A 26,717-nucleotide genomic window follows, 5' to 3' on the forward strand; every position below is an offset into this window, starting at 1 on the left:
GGCTTTCCGGGCGGTCTGCCGTTTGCGGTGATTTTCCGATTTCAGCGATGCGAGGCAATGACACCGAGAAAGGCGTCGCCGTACCGGTCTAGCTTGGCTTCGCCGATCCCGGAGATGCCGGCCATGGCGGTGCGGGAAGCGGGGCGGGTGGCCGCCATCTCGATCAGCGTGCGGTCGTGGAAAATGACATAGGGGGGCAGATTCTGCTCGCGGGCGATTTCTATGCGCTTTTCGCGCAGCGCCTTGAACAGTTCGGCATCTCCCGGCGCCAGCGCGCTGGCTGCCTCGCCGCCCGGAGCGCGCCTTGCTTTGCCCCTGGCCAACGGTCGGGGAGCGCGCAGCATCAGTTTTGGCTTCTCCCGCAGAAATTGCGCTCCGCGCTGTGAAATCGAGAGCCCGCCATGGCCGTTGAAGTCGACATCGACAAGGCCATGGGCGACCATCTGGCGCAACACCGAGCGCCAGGTGCGCTGGTCATGTTCCTTGCCTATGCCGTAGGTGGAGATGGTGTCGTGGCCGAAACGGGCGATGCGTTCGTCTTCGGCACCAAGCAGCACCGAAACGATATAGGCCTGTCCAAAGCGTTCGCCCGTGCGATAGATGCAGGACAGTGCTTTCTGCACGGCAATCGAGCCATCGAAACGTTCCGGCGGACTGGCGCAGGTGTCGCAGTTTCCGCATGGTTCGCAATGGTCGCCGAAATAGTTGAGCAGGACCTGGCGCCGACACTGCGCGGTTTCGGCGAGCCCCAGCAGGGCGTCAAGCTTCTGCATTTCCATGCGCTTGCGCGGGTCGGATGCTTCTGATTCCTCGATGAACCTGCGACGCAGCGCGATGTCATCGAAGCCGTAAAGCATGAGGGCCTCCGAGGGCAGGCCGTCGCGGCCGGCGCGGCCTGTTTCCTGATAGTAGGCCTCGATGCTGCCCGGCAGGTCGAGATGGGCGACAAAGCGGACATCCGGCTTGTCGATGCCCATGCCAAAGGCGATGGTGGCGACCATGATGATTGCCTCTTCGCGCTGGAAACGGGTCTGATTGGCTTCACGGAGTTCGCGGTCCATGCCGGCGTGATAGGCGAGGGCATTGTATCCCTTCGACTGTAGCCAGGCTGCGGTTTCATCGGTCTTGCGCTTGGAGAGACAATAGATGATGCCACTTTCATCCCTATGCTTCTCCAGAAAAAGCGTGAGTTGCCTGCGCGGATTGTCTTTTTCCTCGATGGCATAACGGATGTTGGGCCGGTCAAAACCGGCGATGAAACTGTCGCGTTCATCGATATCGAGATGGGCGATGATCTCGGCGCGGGTCGGAGCGTCGGCCGTGGCAGTCAGTGCCATGCGCGGCGTGCCGGGAAACTCTTCGACAACGGCGTCGAGCTGGCGATAGTGGGGCCGGAAATCATGGCCCCATTGTGAGAGACAATGCGCTTCGTCAATGGCAATGAGTGAAAGCCTGACCTGCTTCAGCCGGTTCAGAACAGCGGGACGCAGCAGGGTCTCAGGAGAAACGTAAAGGATGTCGAGCGAACCGTCGCCCATGGCGCGCCAGATGGCCTGGCGGGCTTCCTGCGGCAGATTCGAATTGAGTGCGGCAGCGCGTATGCCGGCCTGTTTCAGCGCGGCGACCTGATCCGCCATGAGCGCGATGAGTGGCGAAATGATAAGGCCAAGGCCCGGGCGGACGAGCGCGGGTATCTGGTAGCAGAGTGACTTGCCGCCGCCCGTAGGCATGAGGACAAAGGCATTGTTGCCGGCGATGACGTGAGCGACGATCTCGGCCTGGCGACCGCGGAAGGCCTCGTATCCATAGACGGTTTTGAGAATATGGGTTGGATCTGCGGTCACGGTGAGCCTGTCAGGAGAATCGAATGATTCTTATCTCATAACAGGTTTGGACCTGTACTGCAGAGCAGGCCACAAGGCCTGTTGCGGAAGCGTTCGACAGTGAAATCTGAAACAAGTACGCCTCGAGCGGCGCAAGCGCGGTCGCCCGGCACTTCAAGTGCCGGGAAAGGCCGGGCTCAGGCGTTGCTGCCGCCGTCGACGGCGAGGGACGCGCCGGTGACATACCCCCCGCCGGGGCCGGCGAGATAGGCGACCATTGCCGCGATCTCATCGGGTGCGCCATAGCGCCCGAGCGAACTCAGCGCACGGCTGTTGTCGGCGTTTGGGCCGTCGGAGGGATTCATGTCGGTGTCGGTGGGGCCGGGGTCGACAACATTAACGGTGATCCCGCGTGGGCCGACGTCGCGCGCAAGCCCCTTCGTGAAGCCGATCAATGCCGATTTGCTCATCGAGTAGAGCGTGACGCCAGCAAAGGGAACACGCGTGGCGAAGCATGAGCCAATGGATATGATGCGCCCGCCGTTGCCCATATGGGAAAGGGCCGCCTGTGAGGCAACGAAAACCCCTTTTACATGAATATCCAGAGTGTGGTCGATTTCGGCGATGGTGACTTCTTCCGGTGGGCCGTAGGGGAAGATGCCTGCGTTGTTCACAAGGATGTCGAGACCTCCGAACGTTTTGGCAGCGGAGTTGACTGCTGCGGTGATCGCGCGCGGATCGGCGCTGTCGGCTTTTATTGCGAGCCCGCGGCTCCCCACGCTTTCGATCTCCTTGACGACATCTTCAGCTTTAGGCGCGTTTGCCGCGTAGGTGATGGCGACGTTGGCCCCGCGCGCGGCAAGCTGTCTTGCGATGGCGGCGCCGATCCCCCGGCTTCCGCCGGTGACGAGGGCTGCTTTGCCCTGAAGCTCCTGCGTGGTTTCAGTCTCGAACATATATCGCTCCATATTTTTTGTACCGAACGTTATAAAAATACGCAGGCTTGAGAAATCGGGTCAAGCAAATTATTTACGGTTTGGTACAAAAGGTATTCGTGATGGCAGGACGCGGCAGGCCAAGAGCTTTCGACAGGAATGAAGCCCTGCATCGGGCGATGCGGGTGTTCTGGTCGTGTGGCTATGAGGGCGCTTCAATGAACGAACTCGCCGAGGCCATGGGCATCAACAAACCGAGCCTCTACGCAGCTTTTGGCTGTAAGGAGACGCTTTTTCGCGAGGCAATCGGGCTTTATGAGCGTGAAGAGGGCGCGCCCGTCAGTGAAGCGCTCGAAAACGGTCGGACGGCGAGGGTTTCCATTGAGGCGGCCCTTCGTGTCAACGCCCGAAGCTACGCAAATCCCGAGAACCCACGCGGATGCATGGTGGTCATTTCGGCTCTTGCAGGAGCGCCGGAGAACAGTCCGGTCTGTCGTTTTCTGGCCGAAAACCGGCGCGGCAATGAAGACGGATTCCGCCGCCGGGTAGAGCGTGGAATCGTCGATGGAGACGTGCCCGAAACTGCGAATCCGGGCAGGATTGCCGCCTTCTATGCAACCGTGATGCACGGGCTTTCGATCCGGGCGCGGGATGGTGCAAGTGCTGAGGAACTTGAGCGCGTGGTGGACAGTGCGATTGCCGCCTGGGACGCTATTGCCGGATAGAAACTGCACCCTCGAAGGCATGATCTGATCGTTTTAGCAGAGGGCTGGCGCGAGGCGCACGGGTTTGCCAAACTGTGTGCTTCACAGGAGGAACCTCATGCCCGACACCCAGCCCGTGCCATCCAGCGATCTCAAACCCTGGCAGGCGGTTGCGCCGCTTCTGGTGGATGTGGCGATGGGACGCCAGCCGGCAGATCTGGTGGTGCGTAACGGACGCTGGGTTAATGTGCACTCAGGGGAGGTGATCCCGGCCACAGATATTGCCATCGTCGCAGGGCGCTTTGCCTATTGCGGGCCGGATGCGAGCCACGCGATTGGCGAAAAGACCCGGGTGGTCGATGCCATGGGGCGCTATCTGGTGCCAGGGCTGTGTGATGCGCACATGCATGTGGAAAGCGGGATGGTCACGGTGACGGAATTCTGCCGCGCCGTCATCCCGCACGGTACGACTTCCATGTTTGTTGACCCACATGAGATCGCCAATGTTCTGGGGCTTGGTGGCGTGCGGCTGATGCATGACGAAGCCATGGCGCAGGCGATCAATGTGTTCGTGCAGATGCCATCCTGTGTGCCTTCTGCCCCGGGACTTGAAAACGCCGGCGCAGCACTTTCGGTTGAAGATGTGGCCGAGGCCATGGGGTGGCCCAACATTATCGGACTGGGGGAAGTGATGAATTTTCCCGGCGTTGCGGCCAATGACGCCACCATGACCGGGGCGATCGCTGCAACCGTCGCAGCCGGCAAGACCGTTGGCGGACACTATGCTTCGCCGGATCTCGGGTTGCCGTTCCACGGCTATGTGGCTGGCGGGCCGCAGGACGATCATGAGGGGACACGCCCCGAAGATGCGATTGCGCGGGTAAGGCAGGGGATGAAGGCCATGCTGCGGCTGGGATCTGCCTGGTATGATGTTGCAAGCCAGATCAAGGCGGTGACGGAGCAGGGGCTTGATCCGCGCAATTTCATCCTGTGCACCGATGACAGTCATTCCGGAACGCTGGTCGATGATGGTCACATGGACCGTGTGGTGCGTCATGCCATTGCCCAGGGGCTGAAACCCGTGACTGCGATCCAGATGGCCACGATCAATACGGCGGAGCATTTTGGGCTCGAACGTGAGCTGGGCTCGATTGCTCCTGGCAGGCGGGCCGATTTCCTGATCGTTTCCGAACTCGCGGCACTCGCCATCGACGAAGTGTTTGCGCGGGGTGTAAGGCTGGCGCGGAGGGGAAAACTGGAAGCAGACATCCCCGCCCACGACTATCCCGAAAGCGCAAAGAACACGGTTCGGCTGGGCAAGACGCTGTCAACTGACGACTTCGATATCTTCGCGCCCGATGGCGCTAGCCATGTGCGGGCGCGGGTGATCGGGGTGATCGAGAATCAGGCGCCCACGCGGGCGCTGGAAGTGGAGCTTGGCGTGGAGGATGGCATTGTCGCCATGGACCGCCGCAACGATGTCTGCCAGATCGCGCTGGTGGAGCGACATCGCGGGACCGGCAGGGTGACGAATGGGTTCGTTTCGGGCTTCGGTTACATGGAAGACTGTGCCCTGGCCTCAACGGTTGCGCATGATTCCCATCACATGATCGTTGTCGGGACCAACAAGAAAGACATGGCCCAGGCCGCCAACCGGCTGGGCGAGGTCGGCGGCGGTGTGGTGCTTTTCTCCAAGGGGCGGGAGCTTGCTCTCGTGGAGATGCCGATTGCCGGCCTCATGTCGGATCAACGAGCGGAAGTCGTGGCGCAGAAGGCTGCCAAACTGACAGACGCCATGCGCGCGATGGGCTGCGCGCTGAACAATGCCTTTATGCAGCACTCGCTTCTGGCTCTGGTCGTGATCCCCGAACTGCGGATCTCCGATACGGGCATCATCGACGTGAGCAATTTCCGCAAGGTCGATCTGCTTATCTGAGTGACGTTGATCAGGGCTGACCGCTCTGGCCAACCGCCAGATCGATGACCGTCAGTGGGGTGGTGATGACGATGTCGGCCGCCGTGCCGAATGTCTGTCCGAGGCCACGAACCAGATTTTCGATCTGCCCCCTGACGACATCGTCATCTCTTTCGTTCAATTCTCCCTCGGCGGAAAGACGTTCTCCAAGGAGACGTACGAGGATCGGGTTTTCGGCAAATTTCGTGTGGTTCAGCCAGTCGCCGGAGGACACTTCCGTCACATCGATGACTGTTACGCCGAGGCTCGTGAGGTCTTTTGCGTCGCGATAGTCGCCGAGGCGCGGCTGGTTGCCCGCGATGAAGCCGGACAGGGACAACGCTCGATCATTGCGGGATGTGAGAATGGCAAACGGGCGCTCCGGCACGCCATAGCGGCGCATCTGTCCCTTGAAAACGTCGATGTCGATGTCCGGAGAGGCAAGGACGACGTCCGCCAGCCGGCCGTCAAGGTCTCGGTCACCGGCAATGGCAAGCTGGCGCAGCGCCTCCATCGTCACCCAGCTTCCCATGGAGTGCGCAACCACGTCGATGCGCCGGGCGCCGGCCCGGGCGAGCGTGCGGAGCGTTTCCTCAAGCGCGTCGCGGGCCGAGGTCGCGCTGTTCTGGTCGTAGACGTAGTCTATCGTGCGACCGGCAGAGGGCCAGGAAAAGAGGATCGGCGTCCCGGCATATTCCGAATCGTGAAAGATCTGCGCGGCTCGATAGACGGCTGCATCGAAGCCGGTGTTGTATCCGTGGATGAAAATGAGCGCGCGCCCGTTATGGGCTGCGATATCGTCTCTGAGCGCATTTTCAAAATCGCTATTGCCCGGGTAGAGAATGGCTTTGCGGGCAGCGAAATAGCGGGCCGGATCGGCCACCCTGGGGTTCGGGGCCAGCTCCATCATGCCGGTTTCGTGAACAGCGGGAACCGTGATCTCCACTTTTGCGAACGCGGGTGCGGGTGCGCGACCACCGGCGAAGATCTCACCCGGCCTGTCCGTCTTCATGCGGTTGGTGGCAATGAAAATGCCATGCGTGCCAGCAATCTGCTCCGCGCGGGCAGGAGCGATCGTCTCGGCGATCAACCGGGAAGGGTGCGGGTTCGCACAGCCGGCGAGCATGAGGGCCAGAAACAGAACGAGCAGTTGCTTGAAACTCTGGAGTTGCATTCGACAAGGGGCCTGTTCGTGCTTTCCGGTCCAACATTCCACGGTCTGGTCAACGTTTGTGAGGAACAAGACTCTGATTGAGACCCTATCTCTCCCAGAAAACCGGCGTGAAAATGACGAGAACCGCCAGAATTTCAAGCCTGCCCATCAACATGGCGAAGGCGATGATCCATTTGGCAAGGTCTGGAACGGGGGCAAAGCTGCCGGCCGGCCCCACCACCTGGCCAAGGCCCGGACCGACATTGGTAAGCCCGGTCAAGGCGGCCGAAATGGCCGTGACGAAATCGAGGCCGGTGGCAGCCAGAAGCAGGATGATCACTGCCCAGATGACCAGAAAGGCCGACATGAAGAGCACGACGGCCCGTTGCAGGTCGTCATCGACCGGTCGGTCGCCGTATCGCACTGTAACGATGGTGTTGGGATAGACAAAGCGGCGAAGGCCGTTTGAAAGCAGCTTGAACAGGATCAGGAAGCGGTAGGCCTTGATGCCACCCGTTGTGGAACCGGAACAGCCGCCGAGAAACATGGCAACGAATGCGGCGGCTACGGCGAATGCACCCCATTGCGAATAATCCTCGCTTGCATAGCCCGTGGTGGTGATGATCGACACGAAATTGAATGCCGAGTGGGTGAGCGCATCGAAAAACGTGTGGTCGTGAACGAGCCGCAGATAGACAGCCACGGCAAGAACGAAGATGACGACATACGCTGCAAACACCCGGATCTGCGGATCGCGCAGTGCGTCGAGCCGGCCCCGGATCGCAAACAGGATCAAAATGGAAAAGGGAAGGGCGGAAATGAACATGAACAGCGTGCTTATCCAAAGGATTGCCGGATTGTCGGCGTAAAAACCCATGGAGGCATCGTGGGTGGAAAAACCGGCCGTGGCGATGGTGGTGAGCGCATGGTTGATCGCGTCGAAGGCGCGCATGCCTGCCGCTGCGTAGGCAATCGCGCAGGCCAGGGTGAGCAGCGCATAAATGCTGATCAGGCCCAGGCCGAACGTGGAGAAGCGGTCGAACGGACGGTCTTCGATGTCTGAGGACTCAATACGAAAATAGGAAACGCCACCCACATTCAGGAATGGCAGGACGAAGAGGCCGAGCGCGATCACGCCAAGACCGCCGATCCACTGCAGGATCGAGCGCCAGAGCAGAAGACCGGGCGGCATGCTGTCCAGACCGACGATGACGGTGGCACCGGTTGCGGTGACGCCCGAGACGGATTCGAAAAACGCGTCTGCGATGCTGAATTCCACCGAGGAGGCGAGCATTGGCACGGCTCCGGCAATGCAGGCCGTCATCCACAGAAGATTGACGACAAGAAAGCCGAAACGGGAGGAGATGACCGGTGCGCGCCCCTGCGTGGCGAGCGATACGCCGATGGCGAGGCCCCCGGTGAAGAGTGCCGAAAAGGCGAAAACCTGCCAGTCGTCATTGCCATAGTAAAGATCGACCGCGGCCGGGATGAGCATGGCGACCGAAAGGTAGATGGCAAAAACCGCCGCGATGTGCAGTGCGGCGCGGATGGCGAGATATTGCAAGAACTGAACCTCAGGCTTCTCATCAAAGCGTCTGTTGTCCGGGAAGCGATCCCCCTCCCTGGCGCGAGAGTGGCGTCCCGCGCCCCGATATGCAATAGCCCGTAGGACACAAGGTCAGGATAGGCAAGAGAGCATGGTTGCAGCAGCGCATGAGGGCGGGTTCGTGAATGCGGTCGCAGAGGCTGAAAATGCGCTTCGATCGCTCTTTGCCGAAACGCCGCTCCAGGAAAATGACTATCTCTCCAAGAAAACCGGCGCCCGGGTTTTTCTGAAGCGCGAGGATCTGACTCCGGTCCGTTCCTACAAGATTCGCGGTGCCTTCAATTTCTTTCGCAAGGCCATGGAAACTGGTGATCCAGCGCGCACCTTCGTGTGCGCTTCGGCGGGCAATCATGCCCAGGGCTTTGCCTATGTCTGCCGTCATTTCGGCTGCAGGGGCGTGGTTTTCATGCCGGTTACGACGCCGCAGCAGAAAATCGACAAAACGCGTATTTTTGGCGGAGAATTCGTTGAAATCCGGCTGATCGGCGATTTTTTCGATGATTGCTATCGCGCTGCGCTTGCTTTTGCCGAGGAAGGTGGCGGGGCGATGGTGCCGCCATTCGATCACCCCGACATCATCGAGGGGCAGGCGACGGTGGGGAGAGAAATCGCTGAACAGATCAAGGCGTTCGACGGTGTGCGGATGGAGGACAGTCTCGTGATCCTGCCCGTTGGGGGCGGTGGTCTTGCTTCCGGCGTGACACGCTACCTCGCTGCAAGCGGTGAGGCAGGGGCATTTGCCTTTGCCGAGCCCGAAGGGGCGGCGAGCCTGCAGCAGGCGCTCGTTCACGAGACGCCCGTTCGGCTCGACAGGGTGGACAATTTCGTCGACGGGGCGGCGGTGGCCGAGATTGGCGCCACGCCCTTTTCGCACCTCAAGGCGTTTGATGCCGATGCCGTGCATCTGGTGCCGGAGAACCGGTTGTGCGCGACCATGGTCGAGATGCTCAACATCGAGGGCGTCGTTCTGGAGCCGGCGGGGGCACTGGCTATCGACACGCTGAAGGATTTTGCGCCACAAGAGCTTGAAGGGCGCACGGTGATCGCCGTCGTGTCGGGCGGGAATTTCGATTTCGAGCGCCTGCCCGACGTGAAGGAACGCGCCCTGAGGTCTGAAGGGCTCAAGAAGTACTTCATCTTCCGCTTTCCCCAGCGCCCCGGTGCCTTGCGGGATTTCCTCGATCTTCTGGGCCCCGAGGATGACATCACGCGGTTTGAGTATCTCAAGAAATCGGCGCGCAATTTCGGTTCGGTCCTGATCGGAATCGAGACGCGCAACCGTTCCAATTTCGATGTCCTGACCGAACGGTTCGACGCTGCGGGCTGGGCCTATCAGGACATTACAGACAACGACACGATTGCGGGTCTCATCATCTGAGGGCTCCGGCATCGGGAACAGCCTCCATGCCGCAGCAATTGCCTGCCGCGAGCGAATGACCGGTTGCGATGCACAAATTTGCGATTGCACTTTTGCTTCAGATGGCCCATATGGGGCGGAGACGCATGGGTCGGCAATGCCGGCTTTCTAAAGAGACTGGTTGCGTCTGAAGCCATCGTCCGAGGGCGATCGGCAAAGCCGGCATTGCCGGCGCGACAGCGCAGCCGCACGGGTTTGACCCGTCGTCTTGTCGTTTTCCCAAACACCTATTCGGCAGGTTGCGCCCTGCCATATGCCCTTTGCGGCGTCTCCGGGCGCCGGAATGAGAAAGATTGCAAATTGACGAATGACAACAATGCGAAACAGATTGGTTTCGCGGAACTTGGTATTACTGGTTCGCTGTTGAAAGCGGCTGAGGATGTGGGCTTCATGGCCCCCAAGCCAATTCAGGAGCAGGCCATTCCCGCCATGCTGGAAAAGCGTGACGTGTTGGGCATCGCGCAGACCGGCTCGGGCAAGACAGCGGCCTTTTCGCTGCCCATTCTCTCGCAGATCATGGCGCTTGGGTCCAAGCGCGTGCGCAAGACCGCTCGAGCGCTGATCCTTTGTCCGACACGCGAACTGGCCGTTCAGATTGACGAAGTGGTGCGGCAGCTATCGCGGCATGCACACCTTTCGACTGCGCTGGTTCTTGGCGGCGTGTCCCGCAACAGCCAGGTCAAGCGGCTTGCCCAGGGGGTCGATATTCTGGTGGCGACACCGGGCCGGCTGACCGACATTGTGCGCTCCGGCGAACTTTCGCTGGCCGAGACGCGCTGGCTGGTGCTCGACGAGGCCGACCGCATGCTCGACATGGGCTTCATCAACGATGTGCGGCGCATTGCGCGCGCGACGCATCCGCAGCGTCAGACAGCACTGTTTTCGGCGACGATGCCCAGGGAAGTGGATGGTCTGGCAAAGAGCCTGCTCAACAATCCGCTACGGGTGGAGATCGCGAAACAGTCGACCACGGCCGGTGAGATCACGCAACATCTGGTGATGGCGCGCACCAAGCAGAAGCGCAAGATTCTCTCCGAGATGCTGGCGGACGATGCCATGCGTTCCGTGATCGTTTTTGCGCGCACCAAACATGGTGCTGACCGGGTGACCCGCGATCTTGAACGCGATGGCTTTGAGGCTGCCGTCATTCACGGCAACAAGTCACAGAACGCACGCCAGCGCGCGCTCAACGGTTTTCGTGACGGATCGGTGCGCATACTCGTGGCGACCGACATTGCGGCGCGCGGGATCGACGTTCCAGGCATCAGCCATGTGGTGAATTTCGACCTGCCGGATCAGCCGGAAAGCTATGTACACCGTATTGGGCGTACGGGCAGAAACGGTGCTTCTGGCGAGGCGGTGACACTGTGCGACCCGGCTGAAGCCGACAAGCTGAAGGCCGTGGAGAAGATCATCCGCATGCGACTGCCAGTGAAGGCCGACTATACTTCGCAGCCCGATCCGGTGCGCCCGGCAGTGGCCAACAATGGCGGTGACCGCCGCAATGCTGCCAAACCCGCCAGAAGCGGGGACAATCGCGGCCCGAAACGGCCTGGCGGCAAAGTCCAGCAGCATGCCGAACAGGGACAGAACGAGGGTGACAAGCCCGTCCGTCGTCGGCGGCGGAACCGCAACAGACGTCCCAGCGCACGCGCGGCATAAGTCCCCCATGTGGTGATTGCGAATGGGCTGATCGTCCGATAGGCCGGTCTGGCCCAATTGCCGCCGGTGGTCCGTTCGTTTAGGCCAGTTGTGTCTGGAACTGCGGCCAATGCGGGGGATAAAAAGCAATGATCGGTCTTGCAGCGCTGGCGATCGGCTATGTCCTGTCGCAATTCTACCGGTCATTTCTGGCTGTTCTGACTCCAGCCCTGATCGGTGAGCTGGGGGCGACCAAGGCACAGTTGTCCATGGCCTCGGGTGCCTGGTTTGTCGTTTTTGCGCTGATGCAGTTTGCTGTCGGCGTTTCTCTCGACCGCTATGGCCCGCGCCGGACGGCAGCGTTTCTTCTGACAGTTTGCGGTGGCGGCGGAGCGCTGATGTTTGCGCTCGCCCCGACCCCCGGTACGATCATTGTCGCCATGGCACTAAACGGAGCCGGCTGCTCTGCCGTGCTGATGGCTTCGGTCTTCATTTTTGCAAAATCCTTCTCGGCCGGGCGGCTCACCATCCTGATCTCCTGGCTGGTGGCGTTTGGCACGCTCGGCAATGTGGTGGGTTCTGCGCCCATGGCCGCCGCTGCCGAGGCATTTGGCTGGCGCGGCGTCATGGCCGCTCTGGCCGCGTTCACCATTCTCACCGGCGTTGCCATTCATTTTCTCGTCCGGGACCCAGAGCCGGACGGAAAAATCATGCCGGAAGTGGGACTGGGTTTCAGTGGCTACAAGGAGCTTCTCCGACTTCGGGTCCTGTGGCCGATCCTGCCTCTGACAGCACTCAATTATGCGCCGGCTGCGGGCATTCGCGGGCTTTGGGCGGGGCCTTATCTCTCCGATGTCTACAACGCCAACGCGCTACTGATCGGGCAGGTCACGCTGTTCATGGCTCTTGCAATGTCTGCCGGCAGTTTTGTCTACGGGCCGCTGGACGTCTTTTTCAAGACGCGCAAATGGGTGGCTTTCGGTGGAAATTTCGTTGGTTGGGTCGCCATTCTTTTCCTCGCCTTGATACCGGTGTCAAACATTACGACCACCACGGTCGCCTTCGTGGTGATTGGCATTTGCGGTGCGAGTTACGGCCTTCTGATGGCCCACGGACGCGCTTTCGTGCCGGCGCATCTGACGGGCCGGGGCGTAACGCTCCTGAACTTTTTTTCGGTGGGAGGTGCTGGCGTGATGCAGTTCATGACCGGCGGTGTGGTGTCTGCGGCTACCTTGCCAGGGGCTCCTGTGGCGGCCTATCAGACCCTGTTCATATTCTATGGCGTGCTGATTGCCGCAGCGCTCGCGATTTACCTGTTCTGCAAGGATGCGCCACCGGAAATGGAGCGGGTGCATCGCCCCCACGGACAGATGAACAGCTCCGGATCCTAGTTCTGGCTGTTAAGTGGTGAGCCCCGTGGCTTTTTGCGAGGGCCGACCGTTCGCCTGTGCCACCCGGTGAGCCGATACATGATATGAAACGTGAGGGGCCTGGGCAGAAGACGCAGGAGTTTCAGTGGCCAGACAAGACGCCTGGGAAAAGTGATCTCATATCCCCCTTGGCGAATGCCGCGTGCGATGCGGCGTGCAGCTTCAGGTGCGCTCAACAGGGCAGGCATCGCGAAACCGGTCTTGTCGGTCAAAGGGGTGGCGACAAAACCCGGATTGATGATCTGCGCGCGGATGTTGAGTTTCTCGAAGTCATAGCGCAGCCCCTCCAACATGTTGTTGAGCGCAGCTTTTGTCGAACCGTAGGCAGCGGTTGAGGGCATGCCAAAAAACGATGTGACCGACCCCATGACCACCACCTGTCCGAAACCGCGATCCCGCATTCGGTCCGATAGCGGAACCAGGCCGTTGAGAACACCGAACACGTTGATTTCGTAGCTTCGTACGAAATTGGTCGTTTCGAGGCGATCTCCCCGGACCGGGAGGTAGGTGCCTGCGTTGAAAACGGCGAGCACGATGGGACCGAGGTTTTTCTCCACCGCAGCGACGGTGCGCGCCATGCCTGCCTCGTCCATGACGTCACAGGGAAACACGAAGATGCGGCCCTTGAGATTTTCCGCTTCCGCGACAATGGAAGACAGCCCGTCTTCGGCGCGGGCAGTGGCTGCAACCGTGTAGCCGGAACGGGCAAGATCAATGGCAAGTGCGCGGCCAATCCCGGTGCTGGCACCAGTGACCCAAGCTATCCCATCATCCGGTGCGGCCCGGTAAAGCGCCATCCCATACCCCCATCAACGTGTGGTGAGGTTTACCGGGAGGCTCACCTGATGAAAAGCATCTTAGTATTGTACGCACTGAAAATGTTTATCTTTCCACCCAATATGCGACAGCTTTGCGTGCTTTTCGGATGTCGTGAAAAATCCCTCCTTGCAACGCAGGTTCGGGCTTTCTACCCTCCGGAAAAATCGAAAGAGGGCGCTATGAAAAACTCGGTTGTGGATGTGATCGGCAACACTCCGCTGATCCGCTTGAAGCGGGCCTCGGAGGAGACGGGTTGCGAGATTTTCGGCAAGGCCGAGTTCATGAACCCCGGACAGTCGGTCAAGGACCGTGCAGGGCTCTTCATCATACGAGATGCGGAAAGGCGTGGCCTGCTGAAACCAGGAGGCGTTATCGTGGAGGGGACTGCCGGCAATACGGGCATCGGGCTGACCGTGGTGGCCAAGGCGCTTGGCTATCGTACGGTCATTGTCATTCCCGATACGCAGAGCCAGGAGAAGAAAGATGCCCTGCGGGTTCTGGGTGCAGAATTGATCGAGGTGCCGGCTGTGCCCTACAGGAATCCGAACAACTACGTGAAGGTTTCTGGCCGACTGGCAGAGCAGATGGCCAAAACGGAACCGAACGGGGCGATCTGGGCAAACCAGTTCGACAACGTGGCCAATCGCCAAGGCCATGTCGAAACCACGGCGCGGGAAATATGGGACCAGACCGATGGCAGGATCGATGGTTTCGTTTCGGCCGTGGGCACGGGCGGCACACTGGCCGGTGTTGCGGAGGGGCTGCGTGACAAAAGCAGGAATGTGAAGGTGGCGCTGGCTGACCCGATGGGCGCCGCGCTCTACAGCTTTTACAGCGATGGTGAGCTGAAATCCGAGGGGACCTCGATCACCGAGGGCATCGGCCAGGGACGGATTACGGCCAACCTGGACGGGTTCACTCCGGACTTTTCCTATCAGATCCCCGATGAGGAAGCGCTCCCGATCGTGTTCGATCTGGTTCAGGAGGAGGGGCTCTGTCTGGGTGGTTCCTCGGGCATCAACATTGCCGGTGCCATCCGCCTTGCCCGTGAGCTGGGGCCGGGACATCGCATCGTTACGGTTCTGTGCGACTATGGAACGCGCTATCAATCCAAGCTTTTCAACCCGGCCTTTCTGCGTGAAAAAGGGCTTCCGGTGCCTGACTGGATGGAGCGAAAACCGAAGATAAGTGCTCCCTTCGAGGAGATCGGTTGATGACGCAGACGCAGGTGCTTTTTCGCGACGACGCTTATTTGCGGGAGGGGGCGGCGCGTGTCGTCGCAATAAACAATCGCGGCGGTATACTGCTTGATCGGACAATGTTTTACGCCACCTCCGGTGGTCAGCCCGGCGACACTGGGCGTTTTGTCCGTGAGGACGGTTCGGTCATTAAGATCGCAGCGACCGTGACCGGTGAGACGAAGGACGAGATCATCCACGTGCCGGCGGCCGAGCAGGTTTTTCCCGAAGTCGGAGAAACGCTGCAATTGTCGATCGACTGGGATCGCCGTTTCAAACTGATGCGCATGCACACGGCCTGTCACCTGCTGAGTGTGATCTGTCCCTTTCCGATTACCGGAGCCTCGGTGAGCGAGACGGATTCGCGTGTGGATTTCGATCTGCCGGATGCGTCGGTTACCAAGGAAGACGTGACGGGGCGTCTGATGGAGCTCGTGAACGCGGCTCATCCCGTGTTCACGCGGTGGATCAGTGAAGAGGAGCTGGACTCCAATCCTGATCTTGTGAAATCGAAAAATGTCCGTCCACCCAAGGGGGCCGGACGGATAAGGCTCGTATGCATTGGTGACGAGGCGGCAATCGACAGCCAGCCCTGTGGGGGGACACACGTTGCGAGCACCGCCGAAGTGGGAGAGATCCACATCGGCAAGATCGAGAAGAAAGGTCGGGAGAACCGGCGCTTCCGCATCCGTTTCGGCCCGTTGCCGGCAAACTAGAACTGCGAGGATCTGATGAGCGAAACAAGTCGATTTACCGTTTCGTCTGCCTGGCTGGAGGAGCGGCTCGACCAGCCCGGTCTCTCCATCGTGGACGCCTCGTGGTATCTGCCGGCCCAGAAGCGGGATGCGAAGGCGGAATATGACGCTGCACACATTCCCGGCGCCGTGTTCTTCGATCAGGACGAGGTGGTCGACCCCCATGCGGATCTGCCGCACACGCTGCCGGACGCGCCGACTTTTCAAAAGCACGCAAGCGCGATGGGGATCTCCGAAACCGACACGATTGTCGTTTATGACGGCCCGGGCCTGTTTTCTGCGCCACGGGTGTGGTGGATGTTCCGGGTGATGGGAGCAAAGGATGTGCGCGTGCTCGACGGTGGGCTGGATGGCTGGAAGGCGGAGGGGCGGCCATTGACCGACGTGCCGACAAAGGTTGCGCCTTGCGTTTTCAATGCCAGGCTGAATGGGGCACGTATTGCGGATCTCGATGCTGTCAGAGAACTCGTTGCAGACGGATCAGCCCAGATCGCCGATGCACGCCCGGCCGGCCGGTTCTCGGGGGCTGAACCCGAGCCGCGTGCAGGTATGCGGTCGGGCCACATGCCGGGCGCGCGCAATGTGCCGGCATCGGCACTTTCGCGCGATGGCAGGCTTCTGCCGCCGGCCGAACTCAGGGCCCTGTTAGAGCGCTCGGGCCTGGATCTGGAGCGTCCCGTGGTGACGTCATGTGGTTCGGGCGTGACGGCGGCAGTGGTGACGCTGGCGCTTGAAACGGTTGGACACACCGACAACCGCCTCTACGACGGCTCCTGGACCGAGTGGGGCGGGCGCGATGATACTCCGGTCGTCACCGGTCCGGAAAGCTGAAAGCAGGACAACGCAGCGTTCATCGTCAATTCAGCAGTGCTGCACAAGGATGCCTGCCGTCGATGAACCGTTCCTGAAAGGAATTTCCCATGCTCAATCGTCGTCAGTTGCTTGGCGCGACCATTGCTGCATCGCTGATGCCTTCGGTGGTCATGGCGCAATCCTCCATGCCGTCGGCCTCGCGCATCCAGCGCAGCCTCGAAGCTGCACCGACAACGCGCATACGGCCACAGGACCGGGTTACCGTGCGGGAACTGAAGCGCCGGCCTGACCTGCGCCGCCGTGCGCCGTCGATCGATATTCAGGCGATCAATTTCGGTTTCGATTCGGCGGCTGTTCCCCATTCGCAGTTCCGCAAGGTGGAGGAAATTGCGAATGCGCTGCTCCGTCTGCGCCGGCGACGCCCACGGACGGTGGTGCTGTTGGAAGGCCATACGGACGCTGTGGGCTCCTTCGGATACAATCAACGTCTGTCGGAGCGTCGGGCTGTCTCGCTGAGGCGTGTTCTGGTCAGGGAGTTTGGCGTTCCCGCGCGCATGCTGGAAACGGTGGGCTATGGTGAGGAGTTTCTTCTCATACCCACACCGCATGAGGACTGGCGCAACCGGCGCGTGACGCTGCGGCGTGTGGACGACTTTCTTCGCTGACTGAAACGCCGACCGGAAAGGAATTGAGAAACGGTTTCCGGTCGGCGAAGAGGTGTTGGGTCCTGTCAGTATCAGGCGGCGAGCGCAGATTGGGGCTCGGCGAGGTCATAGCCCAGCGCTTCAGCTACGGCCTGATTGGTGATACGTCCCTTGTGAACATTCAGTCCATTACGCAGGTTCTGATCGTCGACCAGTGCCTTGAGCCCCTTGTCGGCCAGCTGAAGACCGTAGTGGAGCGTGGCGTTGTTCAGCGCATGGGCTGAGGTTACCGGAACCGCACCGGGCATATTGGCCACGCAGTAGTGAATGATGTCGTCGACTTCATAGGTCGGGTCTGAATGTGTGGTGGCATGCGAGGTCTCGAAACAGCCCCCCTGATCGATGGCAACGTCGACCAACACGGCGCCGTTTTTCATGCCTGAAAGCATCTCGCGGGTGACGAGTTTGGGGGCGGCAGCGCCCGGGATGAGCACGGCACCGACAACGATATCAGATGAGAAGCACTCTTCCTCCAGGGCTTCGACCGTGGAGTAGCGCGTGTGGACGCGGCCGTTGAAGAGATCGTCGAGCTCGCGCAGGCGCGGAATGGAACGGTCAATGATCGTGACATCCGCTCCGAGGCCAACGGCCATCTTGGCGGCATTGAGGCCGACCACGCCGCCACCGATGATGGCCACCTTGCCAGGTAGCACGCCGGGCACGCCGCCAAGCAGAACGCCACGCCCGCCATTGGCTTTCTGAAGCGCGGTGGCTCCCGCCTGAATGGCCAGACGACCGGCGACCTCGGACATGGGAGCCAGAAGCGGGAGCCCGCCGCGCATGTCGGTGACGGTTTCGTAGGCGATGGCGGTGGCGCCGGATTCGACAAGCCCGCGCGTCTGATCCGGGTCGGGTGCCAGGTGGAGATAGGTGTACAGTATCTGATCTTCACGCAGCTGCACCCACTCGGATGGCTGCGGTTCCTTGACCTTGACGATCATGTCCGATCTGGCGAAAACCTCTTCTGCCGAGCGGACAATGGTGGCACCGGCTGCACGATAGGCATTGTCGTCGGCACCGATGCCGGAGCCGGCGCCGGTTTCGACAAGCACTTCGTGTCCATGCGCTGCATATTCGCGCACCGATCCGGGCGTCAGGCCGACGCGATATTCGTGATTCTTGATCTCTTTCGGGCAGCCGACGCGCATCCGTGTCTCCTCCAAACGATTTGCGATGTTCCTGGCTCAATGGATGAGACCACAAAAAATGCGGAACGTCCTTGCGAAGATGTTTGCGTTGTGGCGAGATTTTCGTTATTTTTTGCGTAAAATAGAGTTTATGTGGGAGGAAATTCGATTAATGGCTCTTGATAGGATTGATATCGCCATTCTGGAGGTTCTCCAGAAAGATGGTCGGATCTCGAATTCCGCTCTGGCAGAGAAGGTAGGGCTATCTCAATCGGCCTGTTCCCGCCGTCTCGACAATCTTGAAAAGAGCGGAGTTATCAAGGGATACCACGCAAGGCTGTCAAATGCAGCCCTCGGTCATGGCGTGACGGTTATTGTGCATATCTCGCTGTCGGGGCAGTTCGAGCGCACGCTCAGCGAGTTCGAAGCCGCGGTGCAGCGTTGTCCGAATGTGGTGTCGTGCCATCTGATGTCGGGCGAGTATGACTACGTTCTGCGAATTGCTGCGCGGGACCTGCAGGATTATGAGCGGGTCCACAAGGAATGGCTGACAGGCATGCCGCATGTCATCAAGATCAATTCCGCCTTTGCGTTGCGCGAAGTGGTGGACCGCACCGCTGTGGGGCTGAAACCGCAGTTTGTCTGAACGTCTGGCAGCCATCAGCCTGCCGTGACGATGTGATCCATCGGGATGTCGTGCGGCTGCGGGTAGATCGTGGGCAAGCTGGAGAAGGCGTAACCGATACCGATGATCAAGGGTTTTTTCGGCAGGACGGCGAGCGTGCGATCGTAGAAACCGCCTCCATAGCCAAGCCGGTAGCCCCCGGGATCGAACCCGACCAGCGGTGAGATGACAATATCGGGAATGACCTGGCTGCCATGGGCGGGCACGGGGATGTTCCATACACCGCGTTCCAGTGTGTCGCCGGGACGATAGGAGCGGAAGACGAGGGGGGCGGCCCTTGGCAACCACCACCGGCAGTGCCGCGGCGGCACCGCGTTCATAAAGAGAAGCCAGCCAGGCACGCAGATCCGGTTCGCCACGGAACGGCCAGTAAAGTCCAACCACACGCTCCGAGGGATCGTCAATCAGGCGGTCGAGTTTGTGCGCAATGGTTTCGGCGAGGTTTTTTCGCTCGACGGCAGGAATGGCCAGGCGTTCCGCGATCAAACGCTCGCGTGTGGCCTTGCGCCAGCGGCGAACTTCCGGCCAGTGCTCCCTGCTTGATGGTGCAGCTTCACCTTCGATTTCGTGCATGTAGCAAGGTGGGGAAGCATGTGTCTTGCCTTTGCCATCTGGTGTTTCGGTCAACGGGATGCCTCCTTGGAAATCACTCGCACGACATGCAGCCTGGCGGATACCCTGCCTTAAGGCTGTTCTTTCCACGACGTGGCAGGTTCGTATTGTAGCCGATGGGAACGCTGGCCGCGCAATGGGAGTGGAAGCCTGCAGCGATGGCCCGTCATGTGTCCTCGAGCGGACCCGTTGCATGCCTGCAAGCAGACAGGGGGCTTTCGATGAAGAACATGACATACCATAGCACGTTCCTGACGAAGCAGCCGCATCGGCGCTGGTGCTGGTGAGCCCGACCTGAAACTCCGGGTTTGAACCCTTTTCGGGAACAGGTCTCCATCGGTATATGGCCTGCTGCGGTCGCAGCGTTGGCGCAGCAGGATACATGTTGCATATGCGGGTGTCGCGGTCTGTTTTCCTGGTTTGGAAACAGATGTTTGCCAGGTAATGCTACAGCGATGATTCCGGTAAGGTTATCCGATGTCACATTGACATCGGGGCGCCAGGCAAGCGAGTTGCGCGCGCAGTTGTAATGGAGGCCGCCTATGATTCGACATATCGTTTTCTTCAGCGCCAAGGATCAGGCGGATGTGGAGCAGATCGCCGAAGGACTTGGCGTGCTTGCCGACATCCCGCATTCTGACTTTTTCGAGGTGGGTATCAATCGCAAGGTCGATCAGATCGGGACGGAAGTCGATGTTGTCGTGTATGCGGAATTTCGCGACGAGGCTGCCCTGGCCGCCTACAAGGCCCACCCGATCTACGATGCGTGCACGGCCAAGGTGCGGCCAATGCGCGAAATCCGCATGGCAGCCGATTTCGTTTCCCGCAGGACGGGCTGAGCTGCGCTACGAAGGCGGGTTTTTCACCGACCTGTATGCATCCAGAGCACGCTCCCGCGCGGTCTTGTGGTCGACCATGGGCCGGGGGTAGGTTTTGCCAAGCTCGATGCCGGCCGTCTCCATCGCTTCTTTCGGGGCTCTCCAGGGGGTATGAAGGTTCTTGTCGTCCAGTGTGCTGATTTCGGGAACGTACTGGCGCACGTAGCGGCCCTTCGGGTCGAACTTCTCACCCTGTAGAACAGGATTGAATATCCGGAAAAAGGGGGCGGCATCGGCCCCCGAACCCGCGACCCATTGCCAGTTGGCGGCGTTCGCTGCCGGATCGGCATCAACCAGCGTTTCCCAGAACCATTCCTCGCCTTCGCGCCAGTGTATGCCTAGATGTTTGATGAGGAACGAAGCGACAACCATCCGGGCGCGATTGTGCATCCAGCCGGTCTGCCAAAGCTCACGCATGGCGGCGTCGACCACCGGGTAACCCGTCTCTCCGCGACGCCAGCGGCGAAGGGCCAGCGCGTCTTTTCGCCAGGGAAACGCGTCGAAATCCCGGTTGAAATTTTCCGTTGCCAGTTTCGGGTTATGGAACAGAAGGTGCCAGCAGAATTCGCGCCATCCGAGTTCTCTTCGGAAGGTCTGAACATCCTCGCCGGACATCGAGCCGGGGTCTTCAAGTGCGTGCCAGATCTGGAATGGGGTGATCTCCCCGTGGGCAAGGTGAGGGGAAAGGGCAGAAGTGCCTGTCTCTCCCATCAGATCACGCCGGGTGTGGTAGCCGTCGCCGGTTTCTTCGAGAAAAGCGGCAAGCCTTTCATGAGCGCCCGCTTCGCCCGGCTTCCAGGTCTCCCGCAGGCCGGAGGCCCAGTCGGGCGTCTTCGGCAGTAGCTCCCAGTCTTCGAGCCGGTCGCTTGCAACATCCATATCGCATGGATTGAGCTGTTTGGGGCGATCGGCGGGCGGACGGGGATGGAGGCTTTCAAGCAGTGTGCGCCAGAAGGGCGTGAACACCCGATAGGGCCGCCCTGAGCCGGTCTTCAGGCGGGAGGGCTCGTGCAGCAGGTGTCCGGAAAAACTTTCCACCGCAATGTCGTTTTCTTGAAGTGCGGTCGCCATCTTGGCGTCGGCAGCCATCCCGGCAGGCTCGTAGCGGCGGTTCCAGTAAACGTCGCCTGCACCCGCTTCAACCGCGATAGATACGGCCACTTCGGCCATTTTTCCACTGCGGAAGATCAGGCGCGGGCCGAGCCGCTCCAGATCATCCGCCAATGCCGCGAGGCTGTGGTGGAGCCACCAGCGCCGGGCTCCACCCACGGGACGGGCTTGTTCGCTTTTCTCGTCAAGGATGAAGGCGGGGATGATGGGCCGCCCGGTTGCGGCCGCTGCGCAAAGAGCAAGATTGTCGGAGACGCGCAGATCGTTTCGGAAAAGCACCATAATCGGGGCGTGGCTTTCCGTTTCAATCATCGAGGAGACACCGGATATGTTCAATCGTCATTGGTGGCGTTGAGCTGTTCGGGACGCAGTCCCCCGGCGGGAGTCTGTATCTCCTTCCAGTAGTCTTTTCCACCAGCCCAGGAGCGCAGGACCGCGATGACGGTCTCCTCACGCGAGGGCGTCAACTTCTGTGCATGCCGGTGTCGGTCGACGAATGCCATGATATCTGCCGGGAGAGAAATTTGTAAAACGTTCGCCCTGTCATCTTGATCGGGGGAGCCGTCCTTTATGTTGTGTGCCATTGTACCCGCCAGTCCCGGAACGCCCGACAAGGCATTCGAATTTTTTTATGTTACGATAATCTGCGACGCTCGAAATCGTTCCCGCGCATTTCACGCAACACGAAGCAGCTTTTCAACAGCTGATCATCGGGAGCCGGTGAGAGGGGCGGGAAGGTCTGGATAGTGGGCTAAAGGTGTGCGAAGCGACCGGTCCATGGAACCGGCCGCGCAGGTTTCCGGCACTCGACGCTGCCTATTCGAACCTGACCTTACGGGGCCGGTTGCCGACAAGCTGTACCCTGGCTTCGATCTCCAGTCTGTAGCGGCCGCCGGCCCTGCGCCATTCGTTTTCGATGGTTCGGCGTATCGCTTTCAGCCTTTGCTGTCCCAACCGCCTGCTGCTACCCGCATAGGACAGGCGGAGCACGGAGGGCTCTTTTTCGAGCAGGGCGATCAGATTCTCGATCTGGGCAAGCCATTCGGACCTGAGTTCCTTTTGCCCGGGTATGAAGGCATGGTCGGCAAGATCGAGGCGCACGACGCGACCGATGGCTGCTCCGAAGGAGAACTTGCTGGCCTTCCCTTTCGTAAGGCGCACCACGCGGGGGTTTTCCGTTGTTAGGCGATAACCGGAAGGAAGGGAGCGCGTGTCGAGTTTTAACGCGTAATTGGTGCCGATACGTGAATCTGGCAAGTCTGCGCAAGGAACATGAAACCGACCCTGCGCGTCCGAGGTGATGAGCAACCCCTTCGCACTTGCCACCCGGGCAGATGGAATTCCGGGCTCTCCGTCATCCTGATAGCCATTCTGATTTTTGTCGTCGAACACTTTTCCAAGCAGAGCGCTGCAATCGAAGAGTGCTTCTGAAACCACCTTGACGGTCGACAAAGCGATTCCTGAAACGATGCCCCTATCCACTTCTTCTGCCCAGGCCCCGGTTGGTGTAGCTGTCGGGTTCGGCTGTGGGGCTCACGCTGAACTCGAGCCTGATTTCTCTCTCTTTGTCCGGCTGAAGCGTAACGTTCCTGAAGATGAGCCTCCGACCTTCGATTTCGGGCGTCAGAACCTCCCCGTCCAGCGTGGTGCTGCCCGGTGCGTAGACGAAAGAAGCGGGAATCTCATCCACGACGTCGACCATTGTCGGCACGGTCTGCCCGATGGACTTCAAACTGATTGTGTAGAACAGCGATTCGCCACGTTGAACCTCCGATACGTCCGCGATTTTGGTAATGAGATAACCAGGTAGTGTCACCGTGGCCGGTTCCGAAGGCGGTGACTCTGCATTCTGGCCTTTCGGCCCCGTGCCAGTTGCCGTCGCAGAGTTTTGAACACCGTTTTCACTGTTCTGCGCGTTGGAAAGGTCTTCTGAGGTCAATGTGTAAGTCGCGGAGAAGTGCCCCTTTTCGCCAGGGTCGAGGTCGACTTTGTTGGGAGAGAATGCGGTAAGGGTTCCGGTCGCCGGTCTTCCTCCAAACGTCGGTCCCGGGTCCATCGGTGAAACATCGTAGACCGTGACGCTACCGGTATTGGTGACCGTGATCTGGTACAGAATCGTGTCACCCGGATTGGCCGTCCCACTCGGTGCGCCTTGAAAACTGCCCGATTTTTCAGCCAGAAGCGACGGGTTTTGCAGTAATCGGACGACCGTCGGGTCGTCGGGTTCACCGTCTCCCTCTATGTCTTCATTCGCCGTGTTCTCCGGATCGTCCGACAGATCGCTGGCTGTTGTGCCGTTGGGGGCGACACCGTGAACGGTGGCCTGGTTGATCGCCTGTCCTGCATTCACCTCGTCAAGGGTCAGAACATGGGTTCCGGTGAAGGTGACCGTATCGGACTGGGCAGCGGGCAGGCTGGCGATGGGCCCGCCTGCGATACTCGCATCCGGGTCGTTTATCGTGATGTTCGAAAGTGTTACATTGCCCGAATTCACGACCTTGAACTTGAATCGCACCAGTTCTCCAGGGTCGGGGAACCCGTTTCCATTGATATCGTCAGCCGGTTCGAACGAGCCGGTCTTGAAAAGTTGCAGAGCGGCGGAACTCGGAATCACGAATGAAGTGGCATCGCCCGCTTCACCGCCCGGACCGTGCGATCTGGCGGTCACCTCAACATTGGCTGGGTCGAGCCCTTTCGCCATGGCCACATTTTCGAGGAAGCCTGCATCCACGTCTTCCTGTGCAATCGTATACTCGCCCGTGAAGGTTGTCGCATCGTGGCTGCCCGGCTGCAGGCTGGTCAGTGGACCTCCGGTGATGACAGCCTTGTCGTCTTCGACGGAGATGTCTGTAAGCGTCACATTGCCGATGTTCTCAACAGTAAAACGATAGAGAATTTTTTCGCCCTTCTCCACAACACCATCGCCATCTGTGTCCTGATGCTCGGCCTCTTTGAGGAGGTCTATTTCGCCTTCCTGCTGGAGCTCCGTCACTGTCGGACTGCCTGGCTCCCCTCCAGGCGGGGAGGAGTCGACGGTAAGGGGGGCGCCTACAGGGGGAGAGGCGGTGGACGTGGCGCTGTTTTCGATCTTGCCCCGATTCATGTCGGCCTGGGTGATCGTGTAGGTGCCGCGAATGCTTGTATCGGATCGGCCCCGGCGCGAGTGTCGCAAGCGTGTCGTTTGAGAACGTCACTTGGGCATCAGACACAGTGATGTTGCTCAAAGTGACATTGCCAGTGTTTTCGACAGTAAATGTGTAGTCGATCTTGTCGCCGGCATCCGGTCGGCCATTTCCGTTGACATCGATGACTGTGGAACTTTTTTCGAGTGTGTAAGCGGGGGAAGAGGGAAGTTCCAGAATGGTGGGGTCATCCGGTTCTCCATCGTCTTCGGTATCGACGTCCGCGGGATTGTCTGGATCATCAGAGAGATCCGAAATCATCAGCCCGGTGGCACGCACTCTCCCCGAGACGGAGGCCTGGTTCTCGAATCTGCCTGCATCAACGTCCGCCTGGGTGAGTGTGTAGGTGCCTTTGAAGGCCGTGTCGTTGGAAGCGCCCGCTGCAAGGCTGATCGGGCCGCCTGTCACCATCACTTGCGGCGAAAGGTCTGCAACGGAGATCTGCGAAAGATCCACCGACCCGGTGTTGGAGACGACGAAATCGTAGGAGAGGGTTTCTCCGGCATCCGGCAGCCCATTACCGTTTGCATCAATGTGCGTTCCGGTTTTCGTGATTTCGACGCTTTCTTCAAGTATGGTGTGCGTGCTGCGCTGAAAAGGGTCGGCGCCGCAGGTGCGTGTGCTGCTCAACCGGTAATTGGCACCTGGCAGGATCTCGAACTCGATCGTTTCATCCTCCTCCTGCTCCGCATCCTCGATGACGGTCACGCCGAGATTGAACAGTTGCCCAGAATATGTTCCGGCAGGGATGTTTACGGTGAATTCCGGTGTTCCGCTTGGGGTCGTGAAATCGTCGTTCAACACTGCTGTGCCGCCCACGACGCTCACCATGACCGAGATCGGCGCCCGTAGATTCCCGCTCAATCTGATGCGCGGCAGATTTGAAGTGGTGCCACTTTCGGCATGGCTGGTGGTTTGTTGCAAAAACTCCACCAGCGGGCTGATCGTGAGCTGGATCTGATCAAGAAAATTGCCGTCGCCAGTGCTCCCGCTGGCAGTGGACACGGCGGCAAAACCGAACTGCTGGAGGCTTGTGGGGCCATTCCAGGTGAAGCTGCCCTGATAGTCTCTCCATGTGCCAGCCCGGGTGGACCTGCATGTGGTGTCGGTGATGTTGGCGGAGCTGCTGCAATGCGAGGCGCTGCCCCCTCCGGCAGTGTTGGTTGTAGCGCGAACGACGCGGCTGGCACTTCCGATCCTGAAATCCATGGAGTCGGAACCGGAGCGGCCACGATGGCTGAAAACCCAGTTAACGCGGTCTCCATTCAGGAGGCACACTGTTTGGTAGATGCGCGAGAACTGATGAGCGTTCAGCTCGGCGTGCTGTCTTCCCGCACGCGACAAAACACTCTGAAAGCCGCTTGTCCACAATTCTATCAATCGTCCTCGTGGAGATCCGCAGTTCCCATCAGCAATTGGATGGGTGGTAGACCATCCCGGGACCCATGTGCTGGTCAATTGCCCGGTGGGGCATGAGAGACGCGGCGATTCGAAGCCGAGATTGATAAAATTTCTCTGGATCTGTGCTTGAGCAGGGGCTGCCAACGCTGCGGCCAGAACTGAGAATATAACGAGGAAGAGAGTGCGCAGGCGCCGGTGGATCATCTCTGCGCGCTGCTTCCCACACCATTTGTCCCCGCTGACCGTCGGCGAGCTTTTCCGAGCTTTGCAAAGCTTCAAGGACGAGGAGCAGCTGTGTGAGTTCAACAGGTATCTGATCGTCACCAAACCTACCTTCAACATCCTGTGCTCCCGTCGCGCAAAACGAACTGGTTTAGCCATATGGCCAGGTCAGCGCCGATTTGTGCCGATGCCATCTCGGCAAACCCCAGTACCAGAAGCGGTGAACGGAACGGCGTGGCCGGAAGGGTTAAAAAAAAGTTAACTGGAGTTTCATTGGATGGTGCTGTCAGCGGAAAGTGCAATGACAGGCATGTAACCGTTACAGTGATTTTTCAGTAAAAGGATGTTGCTGCACAGCGTGTGACATCGCGATGTTGCAGTCGTTTCGGCGGGTCGTTGTGTGTTCTGGAAGGAACGCTGTTGGTCAGGTGACGGATGCGTGCGCAAACAGCTGATCCACACCGAGACACTCAGACGTCTCGGTTATTCAAAGCAGGATCGATCAAAA

22 protein-coding genes and 1 pseudogene are annotated in these 26,717 nt (G+C 59.8%); 11 read left to right on the forward strand and 12 right to left on the reverse strand.

The window, feature by feature from the left end; genetic code table 11:
* Window positions 1-41 precede the first annotated feature (41 nt).
* Entirely contained in the window at window positions 42-1,844 is a 1,803-nt protein-coding gene (gene recQ / locus AB2N04_RS10365) for a DNA helicase RecQ (RefSeq protein ID WP_367718683.1), read from the reverse strand.
* 176 nt (window positions 1,845-2,020) lie between these two features.
* Window positions 2,021-2,779 (reverse strand): 3-oxoacyl-ACP reductase family protein, encoded by a 759-nt coding sequence (locus tag AB2N04_RS10370; RefSeq protein ID WP_367718684.1) that lies wholly within the window; start codon window positions 2,777-2,779, stop codon window positions 2,021-2,023.
* A gap of 101 nt (window positions 2,780-2,880) precedes the next feature.
* Between AB2N04_RS10370 and AB2N04_RS10375 the strand changes: the two genes are divergently transcribed.
* Together AB2N04_RS10375 and ade are read left to right on the forward strand one after the other, a co-directional pair.
* Window positions 2,881-3,483 (forward strand): TetR/AcrR family transcriptional regulator, encoded by a 603-nt coding sequence (locus tag AB2N04_RS10375; RefSeq protein WP_367718685.1) that lies wholly within the window; start codon window positions 2,881-2,883, stop codon window positions 3,481-3,483.
* Between the two features lie 97 nt (window positions 3,484-3,580).
* Entirely contained in the window at window positions 3,581-5,398 is a 1,818-nt protein-coding gene (gene ade / locus AB2N04_RS10380; RefSeq protein WP_367718686.1) for an adenine deaminase, read from the forward strand.
* A 10-nt stretch (window positions 5,399-5,408) separates the two neighbouring features.
* On the opposite strand, the gene AB2N04_RS10385 is transcribed toward ade, so the two are convergent.
* Window positions 5,409-6,590, reverse strand: coding sequence for an alpha/beta hydrolase (locus AB2N04_RS10385; protein WP_367718687.1), 1,182 nt, complete (start codon window positions 6,588-6,590; stop codon window positions 5,409-5,411).
* An 85-nt stretch (window positions 6,591-6,675) separates the two neighbouring features.
* Window positions 6,676-8,133 carry a TrkH family potassium uptake protein gene (locus AB2N04_RS10390; protein WP_367718688.1) on the reverse strand — a complete coding sequence of 486 codons (1,458 nt, stop codon included), beginning with the start codon at window positions 8,131-8,133 and terminating at the stop codon, window positions 6,676-6,678.
* Between the two features lie 133 nt (window positions 8,134-8,266).
* Between AB2N04_RS10390 and ilvA the strand changes: the two genes are divergently transcribed.
* From ilvA to AB2N04_RS10405, 3 genes are all read left to right on the forward strand, one after another.
* Window positions 8,267-9,553: a threonine ammonia-lyase IlvA gene (ilvA, locus tag AB2N04_RS10395; protein ID WP_367718689.1), complete on the forward strand. Its 1,287-nt coding sequence runs from the start codon at window positions 8,267-8,269 to the stop codon at window positions 9,551-9,553.
* A gap of 339 nt (window positions 9,554-9,892) precedes the next feature.
* On the forward strand, window positions 9,893-11,254 hold the full coding sequence (locus AB2N04_RS10400; RefSeq protein WP_367718690.1) for a DEAD/DEAH box helicase: 1,362 nt from the start codon (window positions 9,893-9,895) through the stop codon (window positions 11,252-11,254).
* Between the two features lie 128 nt (window positions 11,255-11,382).
* Entirely contained in the window at window positions 11,383-12,624 is a 1,242-nt protein-coding gene (locus AB2N04_RS10405) for an MFS transporter (RefSeq protein WP_367718691.1), read from the forward strand.
* On the opposite strand, the gene AB2N04_RS10410 is transcribed toward AB2N04_RS10405, so the two are convergent.
* Window positions 12,621-13,460 (reverse strand): SDR family NAD(P)-dependent oxidoreductase, encoded by an 840-nt coding sequence (locus AB2N04_RS10410; RefSeq protein ID WP_367718692.1) that lies wholly within the window; start codon window positions 13,458-13,460, stop codon window positions 12,621-12,623. The two genes, AB2N04_RS10405 and AB2N04_RS10410, sit on opposite strands and share 4 nt — an antisense overlap.
* Window positions 13,461-13,661: 201 nt before the next feature.
* Between AB2N04_RS10410 and AB2N04_RS10415 the strand changes: the two genes are divergently transcribed.
* The 4 genes from AB2N04_RS10415 (at window position 13,662) to AB2N04_RS10430 (ending at window position 16,953) form a co-directional block, all read left to right on the forward strand.
* The gene (locus AB2N04_RS10415; RefSeq protein ID WP_367718693.1) at window positions 13,662-14,696 is read left to right on the forward strand and encodes a cysteine synthase A; all 1,035 of its coding nucleotides are present in this window, start codon (window positions 13,662-13,664) and stop codon (window positions 14,694-14,696) included.
* A complete protein-coding gene (locus AB2N04_RS10420; RefSeq protein WP_367718694.1) occupies window positions 14,693-15,436 on the forward strand; it encodes an alanyl-tRNA editing protein in 744 nt (247 codons plus the stop codon). The genes AB2N04_RS10415 and AB2N04_RS10420 overlap by 4 nt, the downstream gene beginning before the upstream one ends.
* Before the next feature lie 15 nt (window positions 15,437-15,451).
* Window positions 15,452-16,306, forward strand: coding sequence for a 3-mercaptopyruvate sulfurtransferase (gene sseA, locus AB2N04_RS10425; RefSeq protein WP_367718695.1), 855 nt, complete (start codon window positions 15,452-15,454; stop codon window positions 16,304-16,306).
* Window positions 16,307-16,395: 89 nt separating this feature from the next.
* The gene (locus AB2N04_RS10430; RefSeq protein WP_367718696.1) at window positions 16,396-16,953 is read left to right on the forward strand and encodes an OmpA family protein; all 558 of its coding nucleotides are present in this window, start codon (window positions 16,396-16,398) and stop codon (window positions 16,951-16,953) included.
* A 71-nt stretch (window positions 16,954-17,024) separates the two neighbouring features.
* On the opposite strand, the gene ald is transcribed toward AB2N04_RS10430, so the two are convergent.
* Window positions 17,025-18,140: an alanine dehydrogenase gene (ald, locus tag AB2N04_RS10435; RefSeq protein WP_367718697.1), complete on the reverse strand. Its 1,116-nt coding sequence runs from the start codon at window positions 18,138-18,140 to the stop codon at window positions 17,025-17,027.
* A 151-nt stretch (window positions 18,141-18,291) separates the two neighbouring features.
* On the opposite strand from ald, the gene AB2N04_RS10440 reads away from it, so the two are divergent.
* On the forward strand, window positions 18,292-18,765 hold the full coding sequence (locus tag AB2N04_RS10440) for an Lrp/AsnC family transcriptional regulator (RefSeq protein ID WP_367718698.1): 474 nt from the start codon (window positions 18,292-18,294) through the stop codon (window positions 18,763-18,765).
* Between the two features lie 14 nt (window positions 18,766-18,779).
* Here AB2N04_RS10440 and AB2N04_RS10445 read toward each other — a convergent pair.
* Window positions 18,780-19,377 (reverse strand): annotated as a pseudogene (locus AB2N04_RS10445) (5-formyltetrahydrofolate cyclo-ligase).
* Between the two features lie 581 nt (window positions 19,378-19,958).
* Between AB2N04_RS10445 and AB2N04_RS10450 the strand changes: the two are divergent.
* Window positions 19,959-20,255 (forward strand): Dabb family protein, encoded by a 297-nt coding sequence (locus AB2N04_RS10450; RefSeq protein ID WP_367718699.1) that lies wholly within the window; start codon window positions 19,959-19,961, stop codon window positions 20,253-20,255.
* Window positions 20,256-20,261: 6 nt separating this feature from the next.
* Here the strand turns inward: AB2N04_RS10450 and AB2N04_RS10455 are convergent, their stop codons facing one another.
* The 5 genes from AB2N04_RS10455 to AB2N04_RS10475 form a co-directional block, all read right to left on the reverse strand.
* A complete protein-coding gene (locus tag AB2N04_RS10455) occupies window positions 20,262-21,716 on the reverse strand; it encodes a deoxyribodipyrimidine photo-lyase (RefSeq protein WP_367718700.1) in 1,455 nt (484 codons plus the stop codon).
* 20 nt (window positions 21,717-21,736) lie between these two features.
* Entirely contained in the window at window positions 21,737-21,907 is a 171-nt protein-coding gene (locus AB2N04_RS10460; protein ID WP_367718701.1) for a hypothetical protein, read from the reverse strand.
* A gap of 313 nt (window positions 21,908-22,220) precedes the next feature.
* Window positions 22,221-22,856, reverse strand: coding sequence for a hypothetical protein (locus AB2N04_RS10465; protein WP_367718702.1), 636 nt, complete (start codon window positions 22,854-22,856; stop codon window positions 22,221-22,223).
* Window positions 22,857-22,878: 22 nt separating this feature from the next.
* The gene (locus AB2N04_RS10470) at window positions 22,879-24,396 is read right to left on the reverse strand and encodes a hypothetical protein (RefSeq protein ID WP_367718703.1); all 1,518 of its coding nucleotides are present in this window, start codon (window positions 24,394-24,396) and stop codon (window positions 22,879-22,881) included.
* On the reverse strand, window positions 24,278-25,591 hold the full coding sequence (locus AB2N04_RS10475) for a hypothetical protein (RefSeq protein WP_367714455.1): 1,314 nt from the start codon (window positions 25,589-25,591) through the stop codon (window positions 24,278-24,280). The genes AB2N04_RS10470 and AB2N04_RS10475 overlap by 119 nt, the downstream gene beginning before the upstream one ends.
* Window positions 25,592-26,717: the final 1,126 nt, after the last annotated feature.

Origin of the sequence: Nitratireductor sp. GISD-1A_MAKvit (assembly GCF_040819555.1) — a bacterium.
Taxonomy (GTDB): Bacteria; Pseudomonadota; Alphaproteobacteria; order Rhizobiales; family Rhizobiaceae; genus Nitratireductor.